The sequence below is a fragment of the Bradyrhizobium sp. SZCCHNS2022 genome (genome assembly GCF_032377575.1).
Classification (GTDB): domain Bacteria; phylum Pseudomonadota; class Alphaproteobacteria; order Rhizobiales; family Xanthobacteraceae; genus Bradyrhizobium; species Bradyrhizobium aeschynomenes.
The window spans coordinates 7582681-7605757 of the sequence record NZ_JAUHHZ010000001.1 but is presented as its reverse complement, the minus strand read 5'-3'; the positions used below and the strand labels follow the sequence as shown (position 1 = coordinate 7605757).

Below are 23077 nucleotides of genomic sequence, written 5' to 3'. Positions count from 1 at the left end.
CGGTCCCTCCCCCACGCGCCCTGATGTCATGGGCTGCCCGGCGGCGTCAGCACGACCGGGGGACGGGGCACGGGCCGTGGGCGCGGCGGCAGCGCGCCCGGCGCAGGCTTGATCTCGACCGGCGGCGGCAAGGGCGCGACCTGTGGCTGGCTCGCCGCCACAGGCGCAGCCGGTGGCGGCGGCGCAGCCGCGGGAGCCGACAGCGGCGCATTGAGCGGCGGCACGGCCGCACGCGGACCGCCGAGCTTGGCGCGCGGATCGCGGCGCGGATCGCGCCCGGGCAGCGGCACGTCAACTGTGCCGGGCACGGCCGCATTGGCATCGGGACCGCCCGGCAGCGACGCCGTCGACGACGGATAGGCCGGCGGCACCTCGCCGCGCGCGATCGCATCGAGGCGTCGCGTCTCGCGATCGATGGCCCGGACCGCGAGCCAGGACGACAGCGACGTCACGTCGACGGCCCGCGTCAGCGCGTCGGGCGTACCGACCACGAACAACTGCAGCTCCGGACGGCTGTTGGCGTTGCCGACGGTGTTCGAGCTCAGGCTGGCGCGAATATCGGCCTGGTCGGCCGGAATGTCGAAGCCTCCCGAGACGATCGCGCGCGCGCCTTGTGCTTCCAGCGTGGTAGCGCCGACGCGCACGCGGCCATCGCGAATGATGAAGGGGATCTGCGCCGATGCGACCGGCAGGCTGCCGGATGTCAGCACCGGCTCGACCACCTGCCGGAGCTTGCCGTCATCGCTTACCTGTCCGGCGTCGGCCGCACGCAAGGCGACGTCGAACACGCGCGGATCGAGATTCGGAATCGACGCGTTGTCCAGCGACACCGTGCCGTTGCCCGAGAGCGCGTTCACCAGCCCCTGCACGCTGCGCCCCTCGGCCGCCAGCGTCATCTGCGCCGACACCTTGCCTGCCGGCATCTTGAGGCTGCGATAGCGCAGTGCGCCGCCATCGACGCCGGCGAGTTCGACACGGCCGTTGAGGACGAGGCCGTTGGCATTCGGCCGCGCCTCGACGGTCGCCGTCAGCTCGCCGCCGCCGAGCTTGCCCTTGAGGTTCTCGATGGTGAGCGACTGGCCGTCGCTCCTGATCGCGCCGCCGAGCGGACGCAGATCGATCCCACTCATGACCGCGCCGCTCAGCGACTGGAACGAGACGCGGCCGCGCCATCCCTTCGAGAGGCCGGCTCCCAGCGGCTCCGCCTGCTCGCGCCCGGCCGCGCCGATCAGCACCGAAAAGACCTGGGGGACATCGAGCGCGTCCAGCCCGAGCTCGCCCTCGATCTGCTTGTCGTCGTCGAGATTCACGGCCACCCGGCCGCGCACCCGCGAGCCGCCGACCGTGCTGTCGATATCGTCGAGCGTCGCCCGGCTGCCGGAGAGTCCAAGCCGCCCGAACAGGCGGATGTTCTGCGCGGCCGGATCCTGCGGCTTCAGCCCAAGCAGCGGAGCCAGATTGGCAGCACGCAGGCGGAGATTGACATTGGCCTTGGTGGCATCGCCCCAGGGATCGACAGTGCCCTGCGCATCGCCGTCGAGTCCCGCACCGGTGAGCTTGGCCATCACCCGCAGCGGCGTCCGCCAGCTGCCGGCCACGCTGGATTGAAACTCGGCGGGACCATTGCCGACGGCTGCAACGCGATCCAGGCCGAGCAGCGCCAGCACGACATTGCCCTGCTCGGCGGAGAGCCTGCTCTCGACGCCGAGCTCGGTGCGATCGATGGCATCGACCTCGAAGCTGCGCAGCGCGGCTGCCGATGGCTTCGCCGTCAACGTGGCCGAGCCCTTCAGCTGCGGCGCATCGAGATCGAGCACCGCCTTGGCCTGGCTGCGGTCGGCATTAGCGGGATCCTTGGCGAGGTCCAGCGTCAGCTTCAGCCGCGCCGCGCCGGCAGGCGTACCCAGCGCATCGAAGCGCGCGGCGATCTGCGGTGCAAAGGGCTGCACCAGCGCCGTGATCTCCTTGAGCGAGCCGGCCATCGAGGTCACGGCAAGCCGCCCGGTGGCGTCGGCGCGATCGAAGCGGCCGGAGCCCTCGCTGGTCACGCCGCCGCTCTGGCCGAACTTGAGCTGGTCGACCGCAATCGTCTTCGGATCGTAGGAGAAGCGTGCCGTCAGCGGACGCAGTTCCTGGCCGCTGAGCTTGGCGCGGCCGACATCCAGCGCGACGCTGGCCTCGGCGGGCCACTCGCCCGTGACGCCGACCAGCGAACGCGTCACCGCCATGGCAGCATCGAGATCGAGCCTGTCGCCTTTCAGCACAGCCTCGAAACGCGAGCCGGCGCCGGTCGAGCGATTGAGGAGAGCAACGCGGCCATCGACGGAGCCACCATCGATGTCCGCCTTGAGGCTGGTGATCGCGACCCGGTCCGGCGCCACGTTGAGGTCGCCGCGCAGGCGCAGCGGGCGCTGGGTGCGGTAGCTGCCGTCGCTGCGGCCCTGCAACCAGGCCACGAGAGTATCGGGCTCCGAAGAGTCGAGATCGAGCGCGCCGGTGAAGCCCGCCGTCACCGAGGTCGAAATGCCGATGGTTCGGAAGGTCAGGCGCGTCGAGCCCGGCGCGCGCAGATCGACCTTCTCGAGGCTCCAGGCTGTCGGCTCGTTGTGCAGGTCGGCGGTGAAATTCTGCACCGGACGCCCCGAGAGCATGATCTGCTCGGTCGAGAACTGCACGTTGGCCGGCATCGGCAGGGTCGGCAGCTGGGCGATCCAGTTGCGCAGCGCCGGCAGCACCAGCGCCGGCGCGATGGCTCGCCTGTCCTTGACCTCGTCACCGCCGGCGAGAAGCTTGTCGGCATCGAGCTGACGCGCGGAGAGCGATGCCTTCAGCGTCGGGGTGGCGCCGAAACGGACGTCGCCATTGCCGGCGAATTTCAACGAGCGATCCTCCTGGCCGAAGCTGACCTCGATCTGGTCGAGCTTGGCGGCGGCCTGGTCGCCGACGATCTTGGTGGCGATGCGCCACGGCGTGGCGGCGGCTTGGCTCGCGGTTCCTGACGGCTTGGCGGACGGCTCCTTCGCGGGCTGATCCCCGGCCGGCTTGTCCTTGCCCTCACCCTGCTCCTTCGGCGGCGACGACAAGGTCAGCGCGCCCTCGAACCTGGGCGAGCGATTCGGGAAGCTGATCAGCCCTTCGATATCGGCCATGACCGGACGCTCGCCGGGGTCGATGTTGAGATGGACGCGCAGGCCGTTGGAATCCTTGTCCTGGCTCGACGACACCCGGAACGGATAGCGGCCGCCGCGGATCGACACCGCGCCGTCGCCGCGCAGCGAGCCGGCGAGCGAGCGGACGTCGCCGGAGAACACGATATCGGTGAGCTCCAGCGTCGAGCGGCTGGCCGCGTCATGCAGCGCGACGCGGCCGGTCAGGTTGAAGCGGTCGATCGCGAGCGCGGCGAGATTGAAGCGGCCCGAGGCGGCCGGCAGGTCGACCTGGCCCTTGGCGTCGAGCCCGAGATCGGCGGCCATGCCGCCGATAGTCAGCTCGTTGGCGCGCCACTCCCCGCGCATCAGGTCGCCAAGGCTGAACTCGACGTCGAGCTTGTCGGCGCGCAGCTTGCCGAGATGATTGGCGCCGCCGAAGGTGACCTGGCGCAACCGCAAGGTCGGCGTCGGCAGCAGCCGTGCGTCCAGCGCACCGGCGACCCGCACGGGCACGCCAATGATCTTGCCCGCCTCGGCCTCGAACTGCGGCCGGAACTGGTTCCAGTCGACGAAGTACGGGCCGATCAGCGCAGCAAGAAGCGCAAGGATGAAGGCAATCGCCAAACCGAGCAGGGTCGTCTGCACGGGGTCTCCCTCAAAGGACAACGCTCCGGCGTCCCAAACCCGTCATCCCGTGCGACCGCAGCCCCACAGGCATCGAGACCGGAGCGTTGCATCATATAGGATTAAGTATGGCGAAGTCACAGCGCTGTCGTTGTTTCCGGGGGCGTTGCACAACAACTCCGTTAACGAAGATGGTTACCAGTGTGCCGGCAGCCGCTTGAGGCCGCGCAGCACGAAGGTCGGCCGCCATTCCGGGTTGTCGGGATCGTCCAGCTTCAACTCCGGCAGCCGCCGCAGCAGGGTTCCGATCGCAACCTCGGCCTCGATGCGGGCAAGCTGCGCCCCCAGGCAATGGTGGATGCCGCCGCCGAACGACAGCGGCTTCACATTCGCCCTGGTGATATCGAGCTGCTCCGGATTGTCGGGATAGACCGCCGGGTCGCGGTTCGCCGAGCCGAGCAGACACAGCACGGTCTCGCCCGCCGGGATCCGGCGGCCGCCGAGATCATCGATGTCCTCGAGCGCGACCCGCCCGGTCAGCTGCACTGAGGAATCGTAGCGCAGGAACTCCTCGATCGCGTTGGTGATCAGCTCGGGGCGCGCCTTCAACAGCGCCAGCTGATCGGGATTGCGATGCAGCGCCAGCAGGCCATTGCCGATCAGATTGACCGTGGTCTCGTGCCCCGCGCCGAACAGCAGGATGATGTTGGCGGTGAGCTCCTCATGCGACAGCTTGGCGCCGTCCTCCTCCGCCTGCAGCAGCTGCGTCGTCAGGTCGTCGCCGGGCTGCTTGCGGCGCAGCTCGAACAGATGCTGGAAATACGCCCGGGAGACCGCATTGCCGGCATTGCCCTCGGCGATCTCCGCCTTCGACAGCGGCACCGGCTCGAGCAGCCGCCCGCCCTCGCGCGAGCTCTTGTAGAACGCCTCGCGATGCTCCTCGGGAATGCCGAGCATGTCGCAGATCACCGTGACCGGCAGCTTGAAGGCGAAGTCCTCGATCAGGTCCATCCGGCCGTGCGGGATGATCTCGTCGAGCGTGGAATCGACGATCGCCTGGATGCGCGGCCGCATGTCCTCGACGCGGCGCGCCGTGAAGGCCTTCACCACGAGGCCGCGCAACCGTGTGTGATCCGGCGGATCCTGCTGCAGCATCCAATGGCTCATGCTGCGGAAGATCGGCTCGTTCATGATCTCCGGGCCGTAACGGCGGATCGAGCGGGCGACGAAGTCCTTGCCGAAGCGCTTGTCGCGCAGCACGAGGCTCGACTCCGCGTGCCGGCTGGCCAGGAACGAGCCGAACGGCGTCACATGCACCGGATCATTGTCGCGGAGCTGCTGATAGAACGGATAGGGATTGCGGATGAACTCCGGCGACAGCGGATTGAACAGCGGCGCGGCCTTGGCAGCCTGGACATGCTCGTTCATGGGGTCCCTTTCCCGGAGTTTGCCTATTGGTTCACGGCCGCAGCATCATGGCAAGCCAGCCAGTTCACACATCATGCCGCAGCTTCCGCCGGCGTCTTCAACCTATGTAACTGTCCGGCGACGACGCGCACCCGGCGCGGCGCCGCGATCCAGATCGCGGCCGCCGAAACAAACGCGCCGGCGAAGGCGATCGCAAAGCCCGGCGTATAGCTGCCCGTGACATCATACAGCACGCCGGTGACCCAGGGGCCTGCGGCACCGCCGCACAGCCCGATCAGCATCAGCGTTCCAAAAATGCTGCCGAAATGCGCGCCCTGGAATATTTCCAGCGCGACCGCGCCCATCACCGAGGTCAGGCCGTAGCCGAGCGCGCCTTGGGTTGCGACCATCACGTAGATCAGCAGCAGCGACGGCGACGCCTTGAGCGCGATCAGCGCGGCGAAGCAGATCGCGAAACCGAGACAGCCGAGCCCCCACACCGCCTCGCGGCCGAGCCGATCCGAGAGATGCCCGAGCGCGATCTGGCCGGGAATGCCGAGCAGGCTGACCGCGCCGAGCGCCCACACCGCGACGCTCGAGCTGAAGCCGATCTCGAGCAGGTATTTCGTCTGATGCACCTGCACCGCGTACCAGACGTAGAGGCCGAAGAAGTAGCCGAGCGCGAGCCACCAGAACCGCGTCGTGTGCAGCGCGCGCGACAGGGTCCAGTCGATGCCGGCCCAGGCGGCGTCGACGACGTTGGAGACCGGCTTGGCGGCGCTGGCGAGCGGCGCCGCGTCGCCATCGGGGCGCAGGCCGATCTCCTCCGGCTTCTTGCGCAGCAGCAGATTGATCGGCGCAAGCACGATCAGCACGACGATGCCCATCGCGGTGCAGGCGGTGCGCCAGTTGGTTTGCGCGATCATGTGCTGCACCCAGGGCAGCAGGGTCATGGAGCCGATGCCGACGCCGGCGAACGCGATGCCGATGGCGAGGCCGCGGCGGCGGATGAACCAGTTCGGCAGGAACAGCGACTGGCCGGAATAGCCGAGGCAGACGCTGCCGGCGCCGACCATCACGCCGATGGTGAGGTAGAGATGCCAGGGCTGCGAGGTCAGCGGCGCCAGCAGCAGGCCGCCGGCCATCAGCGCGACGCCGAGTTCCATGACCGCACGCGGACCGGTCCGGTCCATCAGCCGTCCGATCAGCGGACTGACGATGCCCGACGCAACGAAGCCGAAGGAGAAGGCGCCGGCGGTGACGCCGCGATCCCAGCCGAATTCGGCGAGGATGGGCGGATAGAACAGCGAGAACGCGGTGCGCGCATTGACGCCAATCGCCATCGTCACGAAGGTCACCGCGACGATGACCCAGCCATAATAGAACGGCAGGCGCATTGTTGTTGTTCTCACTCCCTGGTGCACCCTTCGCATCATTTGCCTGCGGAGGGGTCAAGGACTTTCTGCGCAGGCCGCGACGGTGTCAGTTACCTCCGACGTCATGTGTGCGGTGCACCGTCCTCATGATCGGTGTCGTCCCGGCCTCCGCGCCGGGACCCATACCGCGTGATCTCGCGGTGAGAAAAGACTGATCGTCCCGCGTGCCCCAAACACCACCCTGTGGTCCCGGCTCAAGGCCGGGACGACACCGAAGGTGTGGCGCGCTGCGTGGGCCATGGCTGCACGCTCCTCGCGGCGCCGGCGGCGTCCGAGCTCTGCCAATGGATCGCCCTCGAAAGTAGAAGGGCGCAGGGAAGGCCGGGCGCTGGCCGCGCCCGTGGCCCGCCAGCGAAAGAAAATGCTGGCGGCAGGTACCACAGGTCTGGCCGAGAACGCCCGGCCCTCCCTGCGCGATGGTCTTCACGCTTATACGCAGTCTGCCTGGTGCGCCGGGCTTGTTGGCCACCATTCGCGACAATGCTTACGCACTGCGCGGGACACCAGCGTCGGGGTGTCAGCACGCTGCGACTTCACGTCCGCAAGAGACTCGTTCGTCCGCACATCCGTAAGGACATGCTGCGAGCTCTCGCGGCCACCGCTCCCCGCCTCGCGTGTCGTGACGATCGCGCGCAACGCCCCTTCATGATGAGGCGGGATGCGCGAGAGGATCGTGGTGATTTGCCCGACGACGCAAGGGAAATCAGCTGCGACATAGTAACCCGACGGGCAACACGATCATGAACTACACAGGCGTTCACTTAGGAGCGGCGGCAACTGTGGTCGAATTTTTTCCATCTCCACCGCTGTCATGCTCCGCGAAGGCGGAGCATCCAGTACTCCGCAGCAGACGACATTGAATCGTGACGTCACGGCGTACTGGATCGTCCGCCTTCGCGGACGATGACACCTGTGTTTGATTGTCCATTGTCCGTCTCACATGGACGAGGAATTCGGATAGCGCAGCCTAAGCCGCGGCCTTCGCCTGATCTGCGCCATGGAACGCATACACGTCCATACGCAGCACGCCGTAGTTCGCGCTGTTGTGCAGGCGCTCGACGCGGGCGTTCTCTCCGGCGGCGCCCAGCGCGGCGAACAGCGGCAGGAAGTGCTCGTCGGTCGGGTGGTTGTCGCGGGCATGCGGCGCGAGGGCACGGTAGTTGACGAGGTCGTCGATGCGGCCTTCGATCGCGGCGCTGTGCACCCAGTCGGCGAAATCGACCACCCAGGATGGCGCGGGATCGTCGATGTCGGGCCGGCGCTTGCGGAATTCGCCGAGGTTATGCGTGAAGCTGCCGCTGCCGATGATCAGCACGCCCTCGTCGCGCAGCGGCGCCAGCGCGCGGCCGAGCGCGAGGTGATGCGCCGGCCCCTGCTCGGTCTGGATCGACAGCTGCACGACGGGAATGTCGGCCTGCGGATACATCAGCAGCAGCGGCACCCAGGCGCCGTGGTCGAGGCCGCGCTCGCGATCGACGCCGACGGGAAGGCCGGCGGCCTGCAGGCGCTCCGCGACGGCGCGGGCGAGATCGGGCGCCCCGGGTGCTGGATAGCGCAGCCGATAAAGCTCGGGCGGGAAGCCGTAGAAATCGTAGATCGTGTCGTTCTCGGCGACGACGTTGACGGCGGGGATGTCGGTCTCCCAATGCGCCGAGATCACGAGGATGGCCCTCGGCCGCGGCAGGCTGCTGCCGAGGCCGGCAAGGAAGTCACGCGCGGCGGACGCCGTCAGCGGCAGCATCGGCGAGCCGTGCGACAGGAAGATGCTGGGCAGGGTCATGTCATGGCTCCTCGTTCGATTGGTATCTCAGGTCGCGCCTCACCCACAACCGTCGTCCCGGCCTCGACCCATACCGCGTGATCTCAGCTTGAGGCAGGCTGGATGTCGACCAGCGTGCTCAACTCAGTCGGCCAGTGGGTATGGATCCCGGCGTTCGCCGGGATGACACCGAGATTGTAGCGGCAGTGAACCGCCGCTGACGATCAGTGCGCGCTACGCAACTGGCCGCCGGTAAGAGTGCCGCGCAGGGCGCTCAGCGCGTAGGCGCCGTCGCCGAGCAGAGCCTGCACTACAAGCGTGACGGCCCAGAACGCCGGGTATTCCCAGCCGCCTTTTGGATTGCTGAAGAAGAAGCCGGCGGAGCCGTGCACGGTGAAGATGGCGCCGAGCAGGATCGGCACCGCGGCGAGCGCGACCCAGCGCGTGGCGACCCCGAGGATCAGCGCGATGCCGGCCAGGATCTCGGCGGTGATGGTGGCATAAGCGAGTTCGGGCAGCAGGCCGATGCTGGCGAAGAACTTCGCGGTGCCGGCCGGGCTGAAGACGAACAGCTTCAGGCCGGCATGGGCCAGGAACAGGCCGCCGAGCGTGAGGCGGAGCAGAAGGGCGGCGTAGGGCGCGGTACGTGAATCGATCATCTCGGGCTCCAAATGAACTTCGCCGAGACATAGATCATTCCCCAGGAGACGATAATCGCGCCACCAGGAAAGACAGCTCAAACCAGAAAGGTGAGATTAGGTATCAGATGACCGTCAGAGACGGTTGGGTGCCGGCATGTCAAGGCCGGCATTCATCCGCAGAGGCACGGCGCCGACACGGCTCCGGAAACCGGACGCTGGTGTCGGCGCCGCCAGCTCAGAACCGGTAGCTCGCGCCGGCTCGGATCAAATGCAGTTCGTTCTTGAAGTCGGCGCGATTGCCGTCGCGGTTGAACAGCGTCACGCTGCCGTAGTCGGTGTAGACATATTCACCGCGTCCGACCCAGTTGTTGGTGAAGGCGTATTCCACGCCGACGCCTGTCGTCAGACCGGCCTTCACCTGATTCTCCCAAACCACCTGCTCGCCGGCATTGCGGCCCTTCTGAATGGTGTTGGTCAGGTCGGCGATGCCGACGCCGAGCGTGCCGAACACCAGCAGGCGGTCGAACGCATAGCCGGCGCGCGCGCGTGCCGAGCCGAACATGCCGTATTTGGCGTAGGATGTATCGTTGTCGAAGATGTCGTTGCTCTGCGAGGCGGTGGACCTGCCGAGATCGACCTCCGCGCCGATCACGAAGTTCCTGGCGAACTGATAGTTGTATCCGCCATACAGACCGAAGGCCAAGCCGTCGGCGCCCTGCTCCGAATGGCCGTGATTGTTGTTGCGGTAGAAGTCGACGGTCCAGACGCCATGCGCGCCGCCGGCGAATGCACCGGCATAGAATCCGGTCCAATTGTAGTACGGAGCATTGTAGACCGCGACGGGCCGCTGGGCTCTGAAATCTCCTGCCTGCGCTGCCGTGCCGGCAAGCAGAACGCCACAGGCGGCAACGGCGAGATTGTACACTGCTTTCATCAACCCATCCTTACTAACTCATGACACATGGAAGCGAGCGCGTCCCCAGAAGGCGCTGGCGTGCGGCGGAAACTGAAAGCGAAGTCGGGCACCAAATTGACCCGCTTTGGGTCGAGGCGTGATCAAATGCGGTATTGTTCGGGACTGGAGCGTGGCGCGGAAGCCAATACCGGCGAGAACCCGGACTTGCTGCGACATCTTTTCACTTGCAGTGCGATGACGCGGAGGCAGCGAGACTGATTCGACCATCTTCATGACGGACTGCCGCACCAGATTGGCGAGAGGCCCCGCCTCCGCTCCGGCCTGCAGAGTGACGATTCCCTGCCTGGCGAGAGTCTGCTAGCGAAACACCTCACACCGTGCGAGTGAGGCTGGATGCTTGACCGTCTGACCGGGCTGGAAGTGATGTCGCGGATCGCGAGCTCCGGCAGCCTGTCCGCAGCCGCACGCGCGCTGGGCATGTCGCAGACGATGGTCACGAAGCATCTCGCGGCCCTCGAGGCCCGGCTCGGCACCAAGCTCTTCCATCGCACGACCCGGCGGCTGACCATCACCGAGGCCGGCCGGCGCTATCTCGATCTTGCCGAGCGCGTGCTCGGCGATTTCGAGGCGGCCGAGAGTGCGATCGCGGCTGACCGGGTCGAGCCGCGCGGCTTGCTGCGTCTCAACGTTCCGCTGGCCTTCGGCACCCGGCAGATCGCCCCGCTGCTGGCGCGGTTTTCAAAGCTCTATCCCGGCGTCACCGTCGAGCTCGGCCTCAACGATCGGCTGGTCGACCTGATCGAGGAAGGCTGGGATCTCGCGATCCGGATCGGCACGTTGAAGGATTCGACGCTGGTGGCGCGACGGCTCGCGCCATGCCGGATGATGGTCTGCGCCGCGCCGTCCTACCTCGCCACGCACGGCGCGCCTCGCACCACGGCTGATCTCGCCGAGCACAACTGTCTCGGCTATACGCTGGCGGCTGCCGGTCCGTCGCGCTGGCGGATGGGCGGCAAGGCGGCGGTCGATGTGACCGTCAGCGGCAATCTGCGCGCCAACAATGGCGATGCGCTGCTCGCCGCGGCGCTGGCCGGGCAGGGCGTGATCTATCAGCCGACCTTCATCGTCGGTGACGAGTTGCGTGCAGGACGGCTGGTGGCGATCCATCTCGATGTGCCGCCTTCCGATCTGCTGGCCGTGCACGCGGTCTATCTGCCGGACCGCACGCCCTCGGCCAAGGTACGCGCCTTCATCGACTACCTCGCCGCAGCCTTCGCGCCGGAGCCCCCCTGGGATCGCGGCATTGCCTGAGCCGCCAGCCAGCTTCCGCGCGGTGCGTACGGAGACCTCGACATGACCGAGCAACCACGCCACGACGGCGAGCATCATTGGCCGATGTTGCGCTCCCTGCAAAGCTGGCGGATCAGCGCGCTGCCCTCCGATCTCGCCGCGGGCCTGACGCTCGCCGCGATCGCGATCCCCGAACAGATGGCGACCGCCAAGCTCGGCGGCTTCACGCCGGAGACCGGGTTCTTCGCGTTCATCGCGGGCTCGCTGGGCTTCGCATTGTTCGGCGCGAACCGGTTCCTGTCCTGCGGCGCGGATTCCACGATCACGCCGATCTTCGCCGGCGGCCTCGCGCTGCTCGCGGCGAGCGGGACGCCGGAATATGGCAACCTCGCCGCAGCATTGGCGCTGCTGGTCGGCGTGATGCTGGTGCTGGCCGGCGGCTTCAGGCTCGGCGGCATCGCCAATTTGCTGTCGGTGCCGGTCACGGTCGGATTTCTCGCCGGCATCGCCGTGCACATCATCGTCTCGCAATTGCCGGGCGTGCTGGGGTTGCCGTCGCCGAGCGGACCGACGCTGGTTCGGATCGCGACGCTTGCGGAAGAACTCGGCAAGGCCAACCCGGCTACGGTCCTGATCGGCTTCGGCGTGCTCGCGACGGTGATGCTCTGCGAGCGGATCAGCGCCCGCATTCCCGGCGCCCTGATCGCGCTCACGGCCTCGACCTCCTTCGTGATCGCGGCCGGTCTGGACGCGCGCGGCGTAGCGGTCATCGGCCCCCTTTCCGGCAAGGTTCCGATGCCGTCGGTGCCGCTGATCGGACCCGAGCAATGGGCGAAGCTGGTGCCGCTGGCCTTCCTGATCGCCGTCGTCGTGATGATGCAGACGGCGGCCACCACGCGCTCGTTCCCCTCCGAGCCGGATCATCCTGCCGAGGTCGATCGCGACTTTCTGGGCGCCGGCGTCGGCAGCCTGCTCGCCGGATTGTTCGGTGCGTTTCCGGTCAACGCCAGCCCGCCGCGCACCGGCATCGTGGTCGAGACCGGCGGACGCTCGCAGGTCGCAGGCCTGCTCGCGGCCGCGATCGTGCTCCTGCTGGTGCTGTTCGGGGCGCGGCTGCTGGCGCATGTGCCGGAGGCCGCGCTCGCCGGCATCCTGCTGTTCGTCGCGCTGCGCATCATCCGCGTGACGCAGATCGCCAGCGTCTACCGTGCCTCCAAGGGCGAGTTCCTGCTGATCGTCGCCACCGCCTTCGCGATCATCGCCCTGCCGATCGAGCAGGGCGTCGCGCTCGGCATTTCGCTGTCGCTGCTGCACGGCATCTGGAGCACGACGCGCGCGCACCTCATCAGCTTCGAGCGCGTGCCGGAGACGACGATCTGGTGGCCGGCGCATCCGCAGATCAAGGGCGAGGAGCTGTCCGACGTCGCCGTGGTCGGCTTCCAGGCCCCGCTCAGCTTCCTCAATGCCGCAACGTTCCGCGCCGACCTGCAGCACCTGCTGCAGAGCCGGAAGCCTCGGATCGTGGTGTTCGAGGCCAGCGCGATCGTCGAGATCGACTTCACGGCGGCGCAGGCGCTGCGGGAGGTGATCAGGATGTGCAATGAAAGCGGCATCGTCTTCGCCGTGGCGCGACTGGAATCGCTGCGGGCCCAGGCGGCGTTCGAGCGCTTCGGCCTCTACGACGTGCTGCCGCGGGATCGCGTGTTCCACAGCGTGGATCACGCACTGCAGAAGCTGCAGGGGGCATGAGCCGAGCGGGATCGGCAGCGCGTGATACAAATCGTTACGAAGCGCAACTCGGCACGACACATCCCGGCAAAGTTCAGCGGCGACAAGTCCTCCCTTCATGACGCCCGGCCCGTCGGCCGCGGCACACGAGAAGGATCGTCATTCATGCGCAAGCTGCTGCCATTGCTGTTCATCGTCGGGTCGATTGCCACCGCACAGGCACAGGACACGACGGCCGTCCGTCAGGCCTGCGGTGACGAGGTGCGCACGCTCTGCGCCGGCATCATGCCCGGCGGCGGGCGCATCAAGCAGTGCATGATCGAGAAATTCGACCAGCTGTCCGACGCCTGCAGGAGCGCTGTGAAGGACGCGAAGGCGCAGAAGAGCGGCAAATGATGCCGCGTCCGGCGGACGCACTTCAAAGGATGTCAGCCACCGTTCATGTTCCTTGAGGCAAATACACTGTCGCCGACGCACGGCAGCGATTAGGATCGCCGCAATGCGTCGACTGATCAGCAGGCTTGCACCGCCTGATCAGCTCCGCACCCGCCACTATGGTATCGGGAAGGGGTTTCGCGACGTCGAAAAAATTGCGAAACCAAAACGCGTCCGACGACGTCTAACGACTGGACTGATTCGAAACCAACCGAGAGGACCGCACTGCAATGCGCAATCTGTTCACCTCCGCCCTGCTCGCCGCGACCGTCATGCTCGGCGGATCGGCCGCCCAGGCCTTCACCCTGCCGGGCCAGCCTTCGGCTCCGGAGATCAACGTCGAGAGCGTTGCCGGCGGCTGCGGACCCGGTTGGTTCCGTGACCGGTTCGGCCGATGCCGCCCGGCGCCACGCGTGTACGCCCCCGGCTACGGTTATGGCCCGGGCTATGTCTACGCCCCGCGCACCTGCTTCATCCGACCGACCCCGTGGGGACCGCGCCGCGTCTGCCGCTGAGCGCCTGACGTGAACACGACAACGCCGCCGCAATCAGTTGCGGCGGCGTTTTTTGTTGGCGGATTCCAGCAGCGCGTAGGACCCGAACTGTCACCGCGAGCACGCTGCGCCCCCTCTCCCGTCCTTCACGGGGAGAGGGAGCGCACCGCTGATGCAGCGAGGGCTCGGCTCAGACGACCACGATCAGCTCGCCGGGATGATCTTTCCGGGGTTGAAGATGTTCTGCGGATCGAGCGCCTGCTTCACGGCGCGCATCGCGTCCAGCGCCTCCTGGCCGAGCTCCGACTTCAGGTACTTCTGCTTGCCCTGACCGATGCCGTGCTCGCCGGTGCAGGTGCCGCCCATCGCCTGGGCGCGCTCCACCAGCAGATGCATGAACTCCTCGCCGCGTGCCATCTCGTCGGCATCGTCGACATCGCACATCAGCGAGCAGTGGAAATTGCCGTCGCCGACATGGCCGACGATCGGCGACGTCAGGCGGAGGCGCGCGAGATCCTCCTCGGTCTCGCCGACGCAATCGGCGAGGCGCGAGATCGGCACGCAGACGTCGGTGGCGACGACGCCGACGCCGGGCCGGATCGCCTTCACCGACCAATAGGCATCATGACGCGCCTGCCACAGCCTGGTGCGATCCTCCGGCTTGGTGGTCCAGGCGAAGTCGCCGCCACCGCACTCCGCGGCGATCTCGGCGAAGTTCTTCGACTGCTCGGCGACCTCGGCCTCGCTGCCGTGAAACTCCAGCAGCAGCAGCGGCGTCTCCGGCAGGGTCAGCTTCGAATAGGCGTTGCAGGCCTTCACCTGCGCGGCATTGAGTAGCTCGATGCGGGCGACGGGAATGCCGGTCTGGATGGCGAGGATCGTCGCCTGGCAGGCGCCGCGCACCGTCTCGAACGAGCATGACGCCGCAGCGATGGTCTCGGGAATGCCGCGCAGGCGGATGGTCATCTCGCAGATGATGCCGAGCGTGCCTTCGGCGCCGATGAACAGATGCGTCAGGTCGTAGCCGGCGGCGGACTTCTTGGCGCGGGTGCCGGTCTTGATGATCTCGCCGTCGCCGCGCACGACCTTCAGCGCCAGCACGTTCTCGCGGATGGTGCCGTAGCGCACCGCATTGGTGCCGGAGGCACGCGTCGAGGCCATGCCGCCGAGCGATGCGTCGGCGCCGGGATCGATCGGGAAGAACAGGCCCTGGTCGCGCAGATATTCGTTGAGCGTCTTGCGGGTGATGCCGGGCTGGATCACGCAGTCGAGATCCTCGGCATGCACCTCCAGCACCTTGTTCATGTCGCGCATGTCGATGCAGATGCCGCCCGCGGGCGCGTTGACCTGGCCCTCCAGCGAGGTGCCGGTGCCGAACGGAATGATCGGCACGCCGAGCGGCGCACAGATGCGGACGACGTCCTGGATGTCGGCGGTCTCCTGCGCCAGCACCACGCCATCCGGCGGCTGCGTCGGCAGCCAGGTCGTGGTATGGCCATGCTGCTCGCGCACGGCCTGCGAGGTGATGAGCTTGTTGCCGAAGCGGGCGGCGAGCGCGTCGAGCGCGCTCTTGAGCGCCTCCGGCGCGGGCCGCTTCAGGTCGTGATGAGGGATCGTCGTCGCCACTGTATCCTCCGAAAGTTGGGCGGACCGTGGCAAAGGACGCAACAAGGGTCAAGGGAGCAAACGGAAGAGCCGATGAGCGATAATGCAGTGCCCACACAAGCAACGCCCACAAGGTCCGCCGCGAGCGGGCCGTTCCTCTCATCGATCATGCAGATCGAGCCGCAATGGATCGATTACAACGGCCATCTCAACATGGCCTATTACAACGTGATGTTCGACCGTGCGATCGACCAGATCTGGGCCGAGCTGGGCATCGGCCCCGCCTATATGAAGGAGCGCCACGGCTCGACCTTCACGGCGGAATGCCATGTGAGGTATCTGCGCGAGATCCATCTCGGCGATCCCGTTGTGGTCGCGGTCTGGCTGATCGCCGCCGACGAGAAGCGGCTGCATACGTTCGAGGAGCTGCGCCACGCCGAAGAAGGCTGGATCTCCGCGACCTCCGAGAACATGTCGGTGCACATCGACATGACCAAGCGCAAGGTCGCGCCGTTCCCGCCGGATATCCAGGACAATATCGGCCGGGTGCTTCAGGCCCATGCCGCGCTGCCGCGCCCCGATGGCCTCGGCCGCGCGATCGGCATGCCCAGGCGCTGACGGCGCATCGATCAGCGGGCGCGCGACAGCACGTCGGCAGCGGTCAGCGCAGGCATCGGCGGATCGGCGCTGACGATCCGCGCGAAGCTCGCGAACAGGCTGCCGGAGACGAGATGGCGCGCGGCGGTCTCGATCACGCGGGAGGCGCCGGCGAGCGCGGCGGCCTTGGGATCATCCGACTTGGGATCATCCGGCTTCAATCGGCTGCGCCACATCTGCATCTGGGTGATGGCCATGCGCAGGCTCGGCGTCAGCAGCGGCGGGCCCTGCGTCGCGCTCTTCACGAAATACGAGAAGGCCTCCTCTTGAGCCTTCTCTTGGTCCTTCTCTTGGGCCTTCGGATCGACGGGACGGCCCTCGGCGCGCCGCAACAGCGTCTCCGCCCACAGGATGCTGCCGTCGGGCAGCCACGGAAACCAGCTCGCCAGATTGCGTGGCCAGTCCTTGAGGACGTCGAGATTGCCGGAGCGGAGCAGCAGGCTCATCGCGATGGCCGCGGCCACCGGCGACTCCACCTTGCGGACCACGATGTCGAGAAGATCATCGAGCCCGCGGATCTTGAGGCCGGCGGCCGCCAGATCGGAGAAGGCCTCGATGCGCTGCAGCTCCCAGAGCGGACGCCAGAACATCTTGCCGGCGACATCGTTGTCCCTGGGCTCGCCGAGGCGGGCGCTGAACTGCTCGACCGCCCAGTCCCGGCCACTGCGGCTGAAGCCGACATCGAGGCGCACGGGCATCGCCAGCGCAGCATCGCGCGGGATCGCGACGCCGAACGAGACGTCGCCCATGCCGGCGACGCCGAACCACACGACCTGCCCTTTCCCGGGCGGGATCTCGACGTCGATCCACGAGGTCAGGCTGTCGCCGACCTCGTTGCTCCGCCCCTGGGTCAGCTTGAACTCCTGCGCACTCAGCCGCGCGCCGCTCCAGGCGTCGCGGATCGACAGCGCATTCAGGAACGGTCCGGTCACGCTCTCATGGCCGAGAATGTCGTGCATGGTGCGAAAGTCGAGCAGGTCACCTCCGCCACCGCCGGGCGCCGCGTCGATGCCGGCCCTGAACGTCTTGAAGCGGCGCAGCATGGTATCGGCGCGCTTGCTGACGATGCTGTCGAGCGCGAGCTCGTCGAGCCTGATCTCGGGCGTCCATGCAATCTCCGGCGCCGGGCCGCCGCCGGACGAGCCTGGTCCCTCGGAGTCGGGCGGTGCCGAATCCGGCGGGGCTGCTTCCGGCGGCTCCGGCGCCAGCCCCACCATGACGACGGCGGGCGCGCGCTCGGCCACGATCATTGCGCCGTCATAGGGAATGCCGGACGGCTCCACCGGCTGGATCTTCGCCGCGGTGTGGGCCGCGAGCAGCTCGCGGACGCGGTTCTTGACGTGGCTCTCCAGGCTCGCGAACACCAGCCGCCACGGCGTACCATGCGTGTCGTAGGGAACGAATTCGGGCGGCGCCCCCTGCAAGGCCTCGAGCAGTGCGCGGCCGAAGATGGTGGCATCCTCTCCCGGCACCTGGAATGATTGCAGCCCCGAGCGTGTCGATTGCAGGCTGATGACGGCGTCCGGGCTCTTCGACAGAAAAGGCTGCGGCTTCAGGATCTCGTCGCCGACGATGTTGAGCGTCATCGCCAGCGCCGGCGCGTTGCGGCAGGCGTCGACGAAGAACAGCGCGCGGTCGATCCCCGACGTCTTCACCGCGCGCGCCACCGCCTCGATCGCGACCGCGCGCGCTTCGCTGCCGGCGGCGTTGGGGTCGAGGATGTCGGCGGCAAGCAATGCGGGCGAGGCGAGATGCTCGACGCCGTGGCCGGAGAAGAAGAAGAACGCGGTATTCTCGTCGCCGGTGCGGCCCTTGTAGATGGCGTCGCGCCACGCCTCGATCGCGCCGCGCAGCACGGCGAAATCCGGCCGCGCGAAATGACCATTGGTGAGACGGTTGATCTCGGCCATCTCGCCGGCCGAGGGCGCCAGCAGCAGGCGGCACGAGGCCACCGGCGCGCCGGCGACCCGGCCGGCCTTGCTGAACCAGTCGAACACCCGTGCCGCCGTCACCGCGCTCAGCGCCAGCTGGCCGAGGCCGCCGGAATTGGGCGCGCGCTCCCTGGCGCTGCCGCCGGACAGATAGGGATAGTCGCTGACCCCGACGATCAGCGCGTGACTCCCGGATCTGGGCTTGTCGGCGGCGGTCCACAGTCCTTTGGTATCGGTGTCGGCGATCAGCGTCACGGCACGGACTCCTCGAGCGCAGGTCAGAGACGGGTGGCGAGCTCCTGGAAGAAGCTCGGCCGTGCCAGATAGCCGGTATGGGCGAACGCGAGGCCGTAGCCGGTCGAATAGTCGCGGTCGACGACGCCCTTGAACACCGGCGCCATGACGAAGCCGAACAGATCGTTGCCATCGTAGTAGTTGGTCCAGCCGCGCACCGCCGCCGGCCGCGACAATTGGTCGGGCGCGCGCACATCGGGCTGCCCCTTGAACAGCCCGAGCTCGGCAAACAGCGACACCTGCGAGCCGCAGCTGAACCAATGGTCGATCTCGAGGCCGGCGAGCGCGGGGTCCTGCCGGGCAAAATAAGTGACGGCGTCGTACAGCAGCTGGCCGCCCATCGAATGGGTCAGGACGACGATCTTCTCGCCGGTCTGCTGCTTGCGCTGATGCGCGCGCTTCAGCGCCGCCAGCACGCGGCGCGGAATCTCGCCGGGCTGGCCGCCCTGCTCGCGCCGGTCCAGATAGGAGAAGACGTCGCCGACGAAATTGGCGACGAAGGCATTGATCGTGGGGCGCAGCTCCGCCGCCACGGTGGACAGCGCATCGCCGGGCAGCGCGGCCGCGCGGCGCAGCACCTCGCCGGCCCACTCGGTCCAGTCGGACCAGCCGCCCATGCCGACCAGAGCGTCGCCGGCGAGCTCGTTGTCGACCGCGGCGAGCAGCGCCTGCGCGCGCGCATCTTCGCTCTGCTCCTGGGCCACGATCGCATCCCACCGCGCCGCGACGTCGTCTGCAGCAGCGGCAAGTCCTGCCGCGCGCGGCTCGTCGGCGATCGGATCGACATAGCCCGCCGGCTGCTGGCTGCGCCGCGCGCGCGTTCGCACCGCGAGATACAAATCGGCGAGGAAGTCGGCGCGCTTGTCGGCCGGAACCGACGACAGTGGCGGCGTCACAGACGCGCCGCCGGCCACGGCAGGCCCACCCAGCACCGGACCGTCATCGACGACAGGCGCCGGCTCGAACGCGCCCGTCCCGGCCTCGCGCAGCTGGCCGAGCGACTCGAAGCCTGCAGTGCCACCCTGGCCCAGCAGCGCCGTGCGCGGCCGCGAGGCGAGCTTCCAGCGAAAGTCGGAGGCCAGATCGCCCCAATAGACCGGCTCGTATTGCGCGGCATTGGGCTCGGACACCTTGGCGCCGAGCCAGCGCAGGAAGGGCTTCTGGAGTTCGACGCCATGCTCGGGCGAGCGGACGTTCACACCGTGAATATAGATGATCGTCATTGAAATCTCCCTCGCAACCAGAGGCAGTATAGCGAGGGAAGCAAACTTCAAAAAGACGCAACGCGATCTAGTCAGCCGCAGCGGTGTCGCGCACCCAATCCGGCAGCCGGTCGAACCAGGGCTGCGCCTGCTCGAGCTGGCGGGCGAGCTGCAGCAGCCGGGCCTCGTCGCCGAGGCGGCCGACGAACTGCACGCCGAGCGGCAGGCCATCGCGCGTCCAATGCAGCGGCACGCTCATCGCCGGCGTGCCCGTGAGATTGGCGAGCTGCGTGAACGGGACATATTGCAGGCTGTCGCGGGCGATCTTGTCGATCATGCCGTCGAGCGCGCCCCAGCGCGTCAACAGCCCGAGCAGGCCGATGCGATCGAGCATGTCGAGCAGCGTCTGCTCGGCGGTGCTCGGATCGCCCTCGCCGTGCCGGATCGGAGGGTGCGCGAGCGTCGGCGTCAACAGCAGATCGTAGCGGGCGTGGAAACGGGCGAGCGCGCGGGCGAACCCGTTCCATTTGAGCAGTTGCGTCGTCAGCGCGCCGGCCGAGATCGCGCCGCCGAGCGTCGACAGCACCCGCGTCAGCAGCTCGAACTCCTCGCGCCTGGCGCCCTTGGCGCGCGCGTCGGCCACCAGCGCCGCGACCTGGCCGAAATAGATGTGCAGGAACGCGGTCGCGAGCGCGGCGCCATCGATGTCGGGCGTGGCCTCCTCGACCTCGTGACCGAGGCCCTGCAGCAGCTTCACGGCGTTCTCGACCGCAAGCTTCGCTTCGGCATGCACCTCCGTACCGATCGGAGAGGCCGCCGTGTAGCCGATGCGGAGGCGGCCGGGATCGCGCGCGACCGCGTTCGCATAGACCACGCCGGGCTCGGCCACCAGGAACGGATCGCCGGGCTCGCTGCCCGTGATGACGTCCAGCGCCGACGCCGTGTCGCGTACGCTGCGCGACAGCACGCCCTCGCTGGAGGCCCCGAACCAGTACTCGCCGAAGCCCGGTCCCGACGACACCAGGCCGCGCGACGGCTTCAGCCCGAACAGGCCGCAGCAGGCGGCGGGAATACGGATCGAGCCGCCGCCGTCATTGCCGGCGGCCATCGGCACGACGCCGGAGGCAACAGCCGCGGCGGCGCCGCCGCTGGAGCCGCCCGGCGTATGCGCCGCATTCCAGGGATTGCTGACGCGGCCGAAGGCAAGCGAATCCGACACGCCCTTGAGCGCGAGCTCCGGAAGGTTGGTCTTGCCGAAGATGACGAAGCCGGCGTCGAGATAGCGCCGCACCACATGGGCATGCTCGCTCGCAACGATGCCCGACAGCGCCTTGCTGCCATAGGCCGTCGGAAGACCTGCATAGTCCTGCGCGCAGTCCTTGATCAGGAACGGCACGCCAGTGAAAGGGCCATCCGCGAGCTTGGCCAGTTGCGCCCGCGCCTCGCGCTCCATCAGCTTGCAAAGGGCGTTGGTCTTGGACTGCGCACGCTCGCTCTGCCTCAACGCGAGCTGCAGCAGCTCGGAGGCAGTCGTCTCGCCGGAGCGGACGGCTTCAGCCAGCGCGACCGCATCACGCTGCAGATAGTCCTGAACGTTCACAATCCCCTCCCCGCGGCGACTGCCACTGGCCGCCATGGTAGCTGATTCTGGCTGCAACAGCGGCGCAGTCGCACTGATCAAGGCAAAATCGCGCCGCAAGAGCCATGAGCATGGCGACATCATGGCGAATGTCGGCAGGCATGATGGCCGTACGACGAGCACTCGTCACGAATTTAGTTAATTTGATTCAGATCATTCGCGGCGTCCCTTGTGGCGACCTAACCTTACGCATCGTTAGTTGCGTAGAGTGGACGAGAGAGCGATGGGACGCCTCGCAAGCCTGCTGAGCAGGGCGCAAGGTCCGCACGAGGATGCGGCGGCCGCGCCGGTGACGACAGCCGACTACTTCATCCTGCTGTCGCGCGCGATGGAGAACCTGCCGGATTCCAGTCCCGAACGTCGCGCCGAGGTCTATCAGTCGGCGCGCCAGGCGCTGGTGACCCAGCTCGAAGCCATGCATCCCCCGGTCTCGCGATCACGGATCAAGGCCGAGCAGCGCGCACTCGACGACGCGGTCGACACGATCGAGACGCGGGCCGTGACGGCACCGGATGAGGCTGAGACACCGCCAACGCCGCTGGTTCCCGACGACCCTCCCATCTTTTTTGCTGCCAATACCGACATTCCGACTGCTTCCGTTTCATCAGCCCCCGATGACGCCCAGGATCCCACCATGGCTCAAAGTCAGTTTAATTCCAGATTTTCACCGCGCGCCGTCGAGGAGAAGCCGATGTCACGTCTCGATGAGATCAACCGCGTGCTGCGCAAGCTGCAGAGCGACTCGTTCGGCGTCGAGGCCTGCGCGCTGATCTCGGAGGACGGACTGATGATCGCGAGCGTGCTCGCGGCCGACATGGAGGAGACGCGGGTCGCCGGCATGACCGCGACCTTGCTGTCGCTCGGCGGCCGCGCCGCGATGGAGCTCGGCCGCAGCCATCTGCAGGAGGTGATCATCCGCGGCGAGTCCGGCTATGCGGTGCTGGTCAGCGCCGGCCGCGGCGCGCTGCTGCTCGCGCTGACCAACGAGAACAGCAAGCTGGGCTTGACCTTCTTCGACATGCGCGAAGCCGTCCGGTCGCTGCAGAAGGTGCTGTAGCGCAGTCGTCATCCAGTTAAGCCGGCGCGCTGCGCCGGCAGGAGTAGCTTCATGGCCAATACCGTCCTCTATGATGACGGCGTTCACAAGAACATTCTGCTGGAGGATTTCAGCGCCGGCGATCTCGCCGTGCAGGCGAACCAGCATCTGATCATCCACGACCGCGTCGGCATGCTGCTCGATCCCGGCGGCCACAAGGTCTACTCCAAGGTGCTGGGCGAGACCTTCAGCGAGCTCTCCGGCGGACGCCTGAAATACCTATTCCTGTCGCACCAGGACCCCGACATCGTCGCGGCGATCAACGGCTGGCTGATGACGACCGACGCCGACGCCTACATCTCGGAGCTCTGGACCCGCTTCGTGCCGCATTTCGGCTTCGACCACATCGTCGCCGACCGGCTGAAGCCGATCCCCGACCAAGGCATGGTATTCGATCTCGCCGGCTGCAAGCTCTATGCGTTGCCCGCGCACTTCCTGCACAGCGAGGGCAATTTCCAGCTCTACGATCCGATCTCCAAGATCCTCTACAGCGGCGATCTCGGCGCTTCGATCGGCGTCGACTACATCGTCACGCGCGACTTCAAGGCGCATATCCGCTTCATGGAAGGCTTTCACCGCCGCTACATGGTCTCGAACCGCGTGATGAAGGCGTGGGCGCAGATGGTGCGGCCGCTCGACATCGAGATCATCGCTCCGCAACACGGCGCGCTGTTTCCGGACGCGGCGATGTCGCGCCAGTTCATCGAATGGTGTGCCGGACTGGAATGCGGCATCGACCTGATCACGCCGATGTTCAAGGTGCCAGCAGGTTGA

Annotated in this window: 17 protein-coding genes; 7 read left to right on the top strand and 10 right to left on the bottom strand. The window is 67.4% G+C overall.

What is annotated here, in order from left to right; all coding sequences use genetic code 11:
* Positions 1 to 26 precede the first annotated feature (26 nt).
* The 6 genes from QXZ94_RS33920 to QXZ94_RS33895 form a co-directional block, all read right to left on the bottom strand.
* Entirely contained in the window at positions 27 to 3794 is a 3768-nt protein-coding gene (locus QXZ94_RS33920; RefSeq protein WP_315725821.1) for an AsmA-like C-terminal region-containing protein, read from the bottom strand.
* A gap of 174 nt (positions 3795 to 3968) precedes the next feature.
* The gene (locus tag QXZ94_RS33915) at positions 3969 to 5201 is read right to left on the bottom strand and encodes a cytochrome P450 (RefSeq protein ID WP_315725819.1); all 1233 of its coding nucleotides are present in this window, start codon (positions 5199 to 5201) and stop codon (positions 3969 to 3971) included.
* Between the two features lie 71 nt (positions 5202 to 5272).
* Complete coding sequence (locus QXZ94_RS33910; RefSeq protein ID WP_315725817.1) at positions 5273 to 6577, bottom strand: MFS transporter; 1305 nt, start codon at positions 6575 to 6577, stop codon at positions 5273 to 5275.
* A 1006-nt stretch (positions 6578 to 7583) separates the two neighbouring features.
* Entirely contained in the window at positions 7584 to 8396 is an 813-nt protein-coding gene (locus QXZ94_RS33905; protein ID WP_315725815.1) for a class III extradiol ring-cleavage dioxygenase, read from the bottom strand.
* A 203-nt stretch (positions 8397 to 8599) separates the two neighbouring features.
* A complete protein-coding gene (locus tag QXZ94_RS33900; protein WP_315725813.1) occupies positions 8600 to 9034 on the bottom strand; it encodes a DoxX family protein in 435 nt (144 codons plus the stop codon).
* A 217-nt stretch (positions 9035 to 9251) separates the two neighbouring features.
* Positions 9252 to 9950, bottom strand: coding sequence for an outer membrane protein (locus QXZ94_RS33895; RefSeq protein ID WP_172110997.1), 699 nt, complete (start codon positions 9948 to 9950; stop codon positions 9252 to 9254).
* A gap of 375 nt (positions 9951 to 10325) precedes the next feature.
* Between QXZ94_RS33895 and QXZ94_RS33890 the strand changes: the two genes are divergently transcribed.
* The 4 genes from QXZ94_RS33890 (at position 10326) to QXZ94_RS33875 (ending at position 13900) form a co-directional block, all read left to right on the top strand.
* Positions 10326 to 11243 (top strand): LysR family transcriptional regulator, encoded by a 918-nt coding sequence (locus tag QXZ94_RS33890; RefSeq protein WP_172131725.1) that lies wholly within the window; start codon positions 10326 to 10328, stop codon positions 11241 to 11243.
* Positions 11244 to 11285: 42 nt separating this feature from the next.
* Entirely contained in the window at positions 11286 to 12971 is a 1686-nt protein-coding gene (locus QXZ94_RS33885) for a SulP family inorganic anion transporter (protein ID WP_315725810.1), read from the top strand.
* 144 nt (positions 12972 to 13115) lie between these two features.
* Positions 13116 to 13346 carry a hypothetical protein gene (locus tag QXZ94_RS33880; protein ID WP_172179656.1) on the top strand — a complete coding sequence of 77 codons (231 nt, stop codon included), beginning with the start codon at positions 13116 to 13118 and terminating at the stop codon, positions 13344 to 13346.
* 269 nt (positions 13347 to 13615) lie between these two features.
* A complete protein-coding gene (locus QXZ94_RS33875) occupies positions 13616 to 13900 on the top strand; it encodes a GCG_CRPN prefix-to-repeats domain-containing protein (protein ID WP_172111001.1) in 285 nt (94 codons plus the stop codon).
* A 183-nt stretch (positions 13901 to 14083) separates the two neighbouring features.
* Here QXZ94_RS33875 and QXZ94_RS33870 read toward each other — a convergent pair whose 3' ends face one another.
* The gene (locus tag QXZ94_RS33870; protein ID WP_315725806.1) at positions 14084 to 15505 is read right to left on the bottom strand and encodes an FAD-binding oxidoreductase; all 1422 of its coding nucleotides are present in this window, start codon (positions 15503 to 15505) and stop codon (positions 14084 to 14086) included.
* Between the two features lie 72 nt (positions 15506 to 15577).
* On the opposite strand from QXZ94_RS33870, the gene QXZ94_RS33865 reads away from it, so the two are divergent.
* Positions 15578 to 16102: a thioesterase family protein gene (locus QXZ94_RS33865; RefSeq protein ID WP_315725804.1), complete on the top strand. Its 525-nt coding sequence runs from the start codon at positions 15578 to 15580 to the stop codon at positions 16100 to 16102.
* Between the two features lie 11 nt (positions 16103 to 16113).
* On the opposite strand, the gene QXZ94_RS33860 is transcribed toward QXZ94_RS33865, so the two are convergent.
* From QXZ94_RS33860 to QXZ94_RS33850, 3 genes are all read right to left on the bottom strand, one after another.
* On the bottom strand, positions 16114 to 18327 hold the full coding sequence (locus tag QXZ94_RS33860) for a caspase family protein (protein WP_315725802.1): 2214 nt from the start codon (positions 18325 to 18327) through the stop codon (positions 16114 to 16116).
* 23 nt (positions 18328 to 18350) lie between these two features.
* Positions 18351 to 19589, bottom strand: a complete 1239-nt coding sequence (locus tag QXZ94_RS33855; protein WP_315725800.1) for a hypothetical protein — start codon at positions 19587 to 19589, stop codon at positions 18351 to 18353.
* A 67-nt stretch (positions 19590 to 19656) separates the two neighbouring features.
* Positions 19657 to 21168, bottom strand: a complete 1512-nt coding sequence (locus QXZ94_RS33850) for an amidase (RefSeq protein WP_315725798.1) — start codon at positions 21166 to 21168, stop codon at positions 19657 to 19659.
* A gap of 262 nt (positions 21169 to 21430) precedes the next feature.
* On the opposite strand from QXZ94_RS33850, the gene QXZ94_RS33845 reads away from it, so the two are divergent.
* Both QXZ94_RS33845 and QXZ94_RS33840 read left to right on the top strand, forming a co-directional pair.
* The gene (locus QXZ94_RS33845; RefSeq protein ID WP_315725796.1) at positions 21431 to 22264 is read left to right on the top strand and encodes a roadblock/LC7 domain-containing protein; all 834 of its coding nucleotides are present in this window, start codon (positions 21431 to 21433) and stop codon (positions 22262 to 22264) included.
* Positions 22265 to 22315: 51 nt separating this feature from the next.
* Positions 22316 to 23077, top strand: coding sequence for an MBL fold metallo-hydrolase (locus tag QXZ94_RS33840; RefSeq protein ID WP_315725794.1), 762 nt, complete (start codon positions 22316 to 22318; stop codon positions 23075 to 23077).

Bases quoted from the DNA above. Each gene is read 5' to 3' on its own strand.
- QXZ94_RS33865 (WP_315725804.1), top strand. From the start codon at position 15,578: ATGAGCGATAATGCAGTGCCCACACAAGCAACGCCCACAAGGTCCGCC.
- QXZ94_RS33840 (WP_315725794.1), top strand. From the start codon at position 22,316: ATGGCCAATACCGTCCTCTATGATGACGGCGTTCACAAGAACATTCTG.
- QXZ94_RS33900 (WP_315725813.1), bottom strand. From the start codon at position 9,034: ATGATCGATTCACGTACCGCGCCCTACGCCGCCCTTCTGCTCCGCCTC.
- QXZ94_RS33915 (WP_315725819.1), bottom strand. From the start codon at position 5,201: ATGAACGAGCATGTCCAGGCTGCCAAGGCCGCGCCGCTGTTCAATCCG.
- QXZ94_RS33855 (WP_315725800.1), bottom strand. From the start codon at position 19,589: ATGACGATCATCTATATTCACGGTGTGAACGTCCGCTCGCCCGAGCAT.
- QXZ94_RS33905 (WP_315725815.1), bottom strand. From the start codon at position 8,396: ATGACCCTGCCCAGCATCTTCCTGTCGCACGGCTCGCCGATGCTGCCG.
- QXZ94_RS33885 (WP_315725810.1), top strand. From the start codon at position 11,286: ATGACCGAGCAACCACGCCACGACGGCGAGCATCATTGGCCGATGTTG.
- QXZ94_RS33890 (WP_172131725.1), top strand. From the start codon at position 10,326: ATGCTTGACCGTCTGACCGGGCTGGAAGTGATGTCGCGGATCGCGAGC.
- QXZ94_RS33910 (WP_315725817.1), bottom strand. From the start codon at position 6,577: ATGCGCCTGCCGTTCTATTATGGCTGGGTCATCGTCGCGGTGACCTTC.
- QXZ94_RS33895 (WP_172110997.1), bottom strand. From the start codon at position 9,950: ATGAAAGCAGTGTACAATCTCGCCGTTGCCGCCTGTGGCGTTCTGCTT.
- QXZ94_RS33880 (WP_172179656.1), top strand. From the start codon at position 13,116: ATGCGCAAGCTGCTGCCATTGCTGTTCATCGTCGGGTCGATTGCCACC.
- QXZ94_RS33875 (WP_172111001.1), top strand. From the start codon at position 13,616: ATGCGCAATCTGTTCACCTCCGCCCTGCTCGCCGCGACCGTCATGCTC.
- QXZ94_RS33845 (WP_315725796.1), top strand. From the start codon at position 21,431: ATGGGACGCCTCGCAAGCCTGCTGAGCAGGGCGCAAGGTCCGCACGAG.